The organism is Mesorhizobium sp. M7A.F.Ca.US.006.04.2.1, from assembly GCF_004022915.1.
GTDB lineage: Bacteria > Pseudomonadota > Alphaproteobacteria > Rhizobiales > Rhizobiaceae > Mesorhizobium > Mesorhizobium ciceri.
Window position 1 is genome coordinate 1 of the sequence record NZ_RZQA01000431.1, and the last position, 5,368, is coordinate 5,368.

6 protein-coding genes are annotated in these 5,368 nt (G+C 62.3%); 3 read left to right on the plus strand and 3 right to left on the minus strand.

Translation table 11 applies throughout. The features are described 5' to 3' along the window. Window positions 1-526, minus strand: a 526-nt coding sequence (locus tag EN925_RS21600) for an HAD family hydrolase (RefSeq protein ID WP_128336899.1), incomplete at its 3' end; no start/stop codon positions are given. Window positions 527-702: 176 nt separating this feature from the next. Here EN925_RS21600 and EN925_RS21605 point away from each other — a divergent pair. Continuing rightward, window positions 703-1,836, plus strand: coding sequence for a site-specific DNA-methyltransferase (locus EN925_RS21605; RefSeq protein ID WP_127366019.1), 1,134 nt, complete (start codon window positions 703-705; stop codon window positions 1,834-1,836). 66 nt (window positions 1,837-1,902) lie between these two features. Here EN925_RS21605 and EN925_RS21610 read toward each other — a convergent pair whose 3' ends face one another. Then, window positions 1,903-2,514, minus strand: coding sequence for an HAD family phosphatase (locus tag EN925_RS21610; protein WP_013532757.1), 612 nt, complete (start codon window positions 2,512-2,514; stop codon window positions 1,903-1,905). Beyond that, a complete protein-coding gene (gene mutY, locus EN925_RS21615) occupies window positions 2,507-3,712 on the minus strand; it encodes an A/G-specific adenine glycosylase (RefSeq protein ID WP_127369699.1) in 1,206 nt (401 codons plus the stop codon). The genes EN925_RS21610 and mutY overlap by 8 nt, the downstream gene beginning before the upstream one ends. A gap of 53 nt (window positions 3,713-3,765) precedes the next feature. On the opposite strand from mutY, the gene EN925_RS21620 reads away from it, so the two are divergent. Both EN925_RS21620 and EN925_RS21625 read left to right on the plus strand, forming a co-directional pair. Beyond that, on the plus strand, window positions 3,766-4,266 hold the full coding sequence (locus EN925_RS21620; RefSeq protein WP_013532755.1) for a DUF721 domain-containing protein: 501 nt from the start codon (window positions 3,766-3,768) through the stop codon (window positions 4,264-4,266). A 163-nt stretch (window positions 4,267-4,429) separates the two neighbouring features. Further along, a complete protein-coding gene (locus EN925_RS21625; protein WP_013532754.1) occupies window positions 4,430-5,173 on the plus strand; it encodes a DsbA family protein in 744 nt (247 codons plus the stop codon). The last annotated feature ends 195 nt before the right edge of the window (window positions 5,174-5,368 follow it).

Here is a 5,368-nt window from a genome sequence, read left to right on the forward strand (position 1 = left end):
ACAGGTGGACGCCGTGCACGGAATCCTCGATGACGAAAGTGTTCGCCGGGTTGGCGCTGAGTTTCTCCGCCGCAAACAGGAACACGTCCGGCGCCGGTTTCGTTTTCGCGGTCGGTGTTTCCATCGCCGAAAAAATCCGGTCGGCGAAAAACGGCAGAAGATGCACCTTCTCCAGCATGAATTCGATCCGCTCGGAGCGTGAATTCGAGCAGACACAGCGCGGCACCGTTACCGCGGCAACGGCCTCGCGCGCGCCGTCGATGGCGCGGACGTCACTGCGCAGTTTGCGGTCGACCAATTGTTCCTCCCTGTCGATAAGAGAGGCCTGGAAGGGAATGCGGGACTTTTCCTCGACCCGCAGCATGATGTCCTTGAAGGTCAGGCCGGCATAGCTCTCCGAAATCTCCTCAGCCGATATCTCGTATCCGGCCAGGGTCAAAAGCTCGGCGTCGACGCGGGCGGCGATGATCTCGGAATCGACGAGCACGCCGTCGCAATCGAAGATGACAAGGTCTGGCTGGGGCATGGTGATCCGGACAATGGGAGGGCGAAGTGGCCTCGGAAGGCTCAGGCGGCGCGGCATACACCAACAGGGCCGCCTTCGCAAATTCGCCACACCCATCCCTTGGCCTTCACGGAATATTTACGCTGATCGGTAACCATAACCAGGAGTAAACAGTAACGCGTGCCTTGGGTGTCAGAATGTCTGCCGTGCGTCTTCTCGACGAGCTTTCCCACGCTCCCCAGCAATCCGAATGGCTGGACACGATCCTCAAGGGCGACTGCGTCGCCGCGCTAGACCGGCTGCCCGAAAAATCGATCGACGTCATCTTCGCCGATCCGCCCTACAATCTGCAGCTCGACGGCGACCTGCACCGCCCTGATCAGTCGAAGGTCGACGCCGTTGACGACGATTGGGACCAGTTCGAGAGTTTCGAGGCCTATGACGCTTTCACGCGTGCCTGGCTGCTGGCGGCGCGCCGGGTGCTGAAGCCCAACGGCACCATCTGGGTCATCGGCTCCTATCACAACATCTTCCGTGTCGGCGCCAAGATGCAGGATCTCGGCTTCTGGATCCTCAACGACGTCGTCTGGCGCAAGACCAACCCGATGCCGAATTTCCGCGGCCGCCGTTTCCAGAACGCGCATGAGACGATGATCTGGGCCACGCGCGACCAGAAGGGCAAGGGCTATACCTTCAACTACGAAGCCATGAAGGCGTCCAACGACGATATCCAGATGCGCTCCGACTGGCTGTTTCCGATCTGCACCGGCGGCGAGCGGCTGAAGAACGACAATGGCGACAAGCTGCACCCGACGCAGAAGCCGGAAGCGCTGCTTGCCCGCATCATGATGGCCTCGACCAAACCGGGCGACATCGTGCTCGATCCGTTCTTCGGCTCCGGCACCACGGGCGCGGTGGCCAAGCGCCTCGGCCGCCATTTCGTCGGCATCGAGCGCGAGCAGGCCTACATCGACGCCGCCAACGAGCGCATCGACGCAGTGCGGCCGCTGGAAGAGGCCGACTTGACCGTTCTCACGGGCAAGCGCGCCGAGCCGCGCGTTGCATTCGTCAGCCTGATCGACACCGGCCTGATGATGCCGGGTGCGACGCTCTACGATGCCAAGAAGCGCTGGGCGGCCAAGGTGCGGGCCGACGGCACGGTGGCGATCGGCGACAGCGCCGGTTCGATCCACAAGGTCGGCGCCGAAGTGCAGGGGCTGGATGCCTGCAACGGCTGGACCTTCTGGCATTATGAGCGCAGCGGTGGCCTGACCCCGATCGACGAGCTTCGCCGCATCGCGCGGCTCGGCATGGAGCGGGCAGGGGCCTGAGCCCCTGCCAATTGCTTCGAATGCCGTTGATTCAAAGGCTCAACGGATCGCGCGAAGCGATTCAAATCAGGCCTTGATTCCGAGACGTTCAAGGTCTGCTTGAAGCGTCCTTGCGTCGGTGAACAGCACCGATTGCCAGCCTGCCGCCTTGGCGCCGTCGACATTCTTCTGGCTGTCATCGATGAACAGCGTCGCGGCCGGTTCGAGGCCGAATGCGGCGACGTGGTGATCGTAGATGGCTCGGTCGGGCTTGATCTGGCGAATATCGGCCGACACCGTCACGCCGCGCGGACGATTGAGGAAATCGAAGCGCTCGCGGGCCTCGGCCAGCGTGTCGCTGGCGAAATTGGTCAGCATGGTCACGTCGTGGCCGCTCTCGATCAGACCGACCATGATGGCGACGCTGTCCTCATAGGCATGCGGCACCATCTCGTGCCAGTGGCGGCGGAAACCGCGGATGTTTTCCGCGTGATCGGGGTGGTCCGCGATCAGCAGCGCCTCGGCCTCTTCCCAGGTCCGGCCGCGATCCTGCTCGATGTTCCAATCATGCGTGCAGACATTGTCGAAAAACCACTTTCTCTCTTCGGCATCCGGAATGAGGCGGCTGAACGGAATGTTGGGATCGTAGTGGATCAGCACGCGGCCGATGTCGAAAACGATGTGGCGTATTTCAGTCATGGGGCCTCTTTGCACTGTGTGGCGACGGCTTTTTCGTCGCGCCGGGTATCGCAGCCTCGATTGCCTTTTTCATGACAGTCGGCAGCGCCTCGCCGGAAATCTCGTGAGCGAGCGACCAGAAATGCCCGTCTGGCGCATCACCTTTGATGTGAGCGTGAAAGACTTCGAGTTCGAGAGCGAAATGCGTGAAGACATGCGCAATGCGGCCCGCATGCCGCCAGTCGGCGGGAAACGGCGCGGCCGCTTGCGTGGTTGCCCCATCGATCCGCGCGGTCCAGCCTGTCGTCGGCACCTCGGTCATGCCGCCGAGCAAGCCCTTCTCGGCCCGTTTGCGCAGAAGGATGGCGCCGTCGGCCCGTGCGGCGACAAAGGCCGCGCCGTGCCGCTGCGGCTTGTCGGCCTTGGGCAGGCGCACCGGGAAGTACTCGGGATCGCCTGAAACGACCGCGCTGCAGTCTTCGCGTAGCGGGCACAGCATGCAGCGTGGCCGGCGTGGCGTACAGATGGTGGCGCCGAGATCCATCATCGCCTGGGCGAAGTCGCCAGGCCTTATCCCGGGCACCATGCGCTCGACATGGGCGCGGATCTCGGGCTTGGCTTCGCTGAGCGGGGTTGTGATCGAAAACAGCCGGGAGATGACACGTTCGACATTGCCGTCGACAACCGCGGCGGGGCGATCGAAGGCAATCGCCGTGATGGCCGCCGACGTATAGGCGCCGATGCCGGGCAGCTCTCTCAAACCCGTCTCCGTGTCGGGAAACCGGCCGCCACGCTCGGCCACAAGATCGGCACAAGCCTTGAGATTGCGGGCGCGGGAGTAGTAACCGAGCCCCGCCCACGCCTTCATCACGTCCTCGGTCGGCGCCGCGGCCAGCGCCTCGACATCGGGCCATTTCTCGACGAATACCCGGAAATAAGCCTTCACAGCTTCGACGGTGGTCTGCTGCAGCATGACCTCGGAGAGCCAGATGCGGTAGGGATCAGGCCGCACGCCGCGTGCATGCTCACGGGGCGTGATGCGCCACGGCAATTCACGGTGATGCACATCATACCAGCCGAGCAGGCGGGATGCGATATCGTCGCTGACACCGGATGCAGCTGTGCTGCTATCTCCAGATGCAGCTATGCTGCTATCTCCGGATGTGGCTTTGCCACTATCCCAGGATGCGGTCTTGCGGGTCTGGTCTGCTGGTGCCATTGATCTTGTATTGGCCTGGCCGGTATCTGCTGGGTCGTCGCTGGAGGACGTACATGGCAGGGAGAACGCCCTACGGCAATCCCGTCCCGGTCAGCGATCTCGCGACCAGGATCCTCGATCCGGTGCTGCGCAAGCGGGCCGGCATTTCGATCGGCCTCGTCCAGTCATGGGACGAGATCGCCGGCCCGCGGCTGGCCAGCCACTCGCGTCCCGAAAAAATCCAGTGGCCGCGCCGTATGCATGAGGACGATCCGTTCGAGCCGGCCGTGCTGGTCATTGCCTGCGAAGGCATGGCGGCACTTCATCTGCAGCACGAGACGGGCGAGATCATCAACCGGGTCAACGCCTTCCTCGGCTTCACCGCCATCAACCGCATCCGGATCCTGCAGAAGCCGGTGACAGCCGACAAAGGAAAGCGCAGACCGGCCCTGAGACCGCTGACCGCGGCTGAGAAGACGAAATTGTCGGGGACTGTCGGCCTGGTCGATAATGAAGGACTGCGCGCCTCGCTGGAGAAACTTGGCGCGACCATTATTGGGGAGAGAAAATCATAGGCGTCTTGAAGAAAGTCATGGATTCGTCGTCAATATCTCGCTTTCGTGATCGCCCTTGTCAGGTTTCGCGATTGGATTGGGGATCGAGATGCCTTAATTCGCGCCAACTCTCGCCTTTTCGTGTCTTTGCATTGCAAAATCCAACCCTTGTCAGGTGATTCGTATGAACCGTCCCCCGTTTGGCCAAAGCTTGTCTCGCAGAAACGTCCTGTCTTCGCTGGCCGCCATTCCGGCGGTGGCCCTGCTCGCGGCCTGCAGCGACTCTGGCGAGGAGGCGAAGGCTGCGAATGTGAAGCCCGCTGAGCCGGCCGCTCCCGCAAAGCCGGCCACGCCGGCCGCCGCCACCGCGCCGGAAGCCCAGGGCACCGTGGACATGACGGAACTGATGAAGCCTGGCGCGCTGCCCGACAAGCAGCTTGGCAAGGACGACGCCAAGGTCACCATCGTCGAATACGCCTCGATGACCTGCCCGCATTGCGCGCATTTCGCCGAGACCACCTTTCCGGACCTGAAGACCAAGTACATCGACACCGGCAAGGTTCGCTACATCCTGCGCGAATTCCCGTTCGACCCGAGCGCCGAAGCCGGTTTTATGCTGGCGCGCTGCGCCAAGGATAACTATTACCCCATGGTCGACGTCCTGTTCCGGCAGCAGGCGAACTGGGTTGGCGTCCAGAATACCAAGGATGCGCTGCTGCAAATCTCGAAGCTCGCCGGTTTTACACAGGAGTCCTTCGAGGCCTGCTTGACGGACCAGAAACTTCTGGACGATGTGAGATCGGTCCAGAAGCGCGGCGCCAATGAATTCAAGGTCGACTCGACACCGACCTTCTTCATCAACGGTAAGACCTACAAGGGGGCGATGTCGATTGAGGAAATGTCGGCCATCATCGACCCTCTGCTCTGACGTCCAGTCAGCCCTGAGGCGGCGGCGCTTCGGCGTGCGCGGCTTCTCGTCGTGCCGCGACTTCCTTTCGCAAAACCACCGAAATCCGCTTAGCGGGCGGCGCGAATGAAGTTTTCGCGCCTTCGCCTCCTCGGTTTCAAGTCCTTCGTCGAGCCCGGCGAGTTCGTCATCGAACGCGGCCTGACCGGCATTGTC

Excerpts from the sequence above, each read along its gene's own strand:
- EN925_RS21625 (WP_013532754.1), top strand. The coding sequence starts at position 4,430 with ATGAACCGTCCCCCGTTTGGCCAAAGCTTGTCTCGCAGAAACGTCCTG.
- mutY (WP_127369699.1), bottom strand. The coding sequence starts at position 3,712 with ATGGCACCAGCAGACCAGACCCGCAAGACCGCATCCTGGGATAGTGGC.
- EN925_RS21610 (WP_013532757.1), bottom strand. The coding sequence starts at position 2,514 with ATGACTGAAATACGCCACATCGTTTTCGACATCGGCCGCGTGCTGATC.
- EN925_RS21605 (WP_127366019.1), top strand. The coding sequence starts at position 703 with ATGTCTGCCGTGCGTCTTCTCGACGAGCTTTCCCACGCTCCCCAGCAA.
- EN925_RS21620 (WP_013532755.1), top strand. The coding sequence starts at position 3,766 with ATGGCAGGGAGAACGCCCTACGGCAATCCCGTCCCGGTCAGCGATCTC.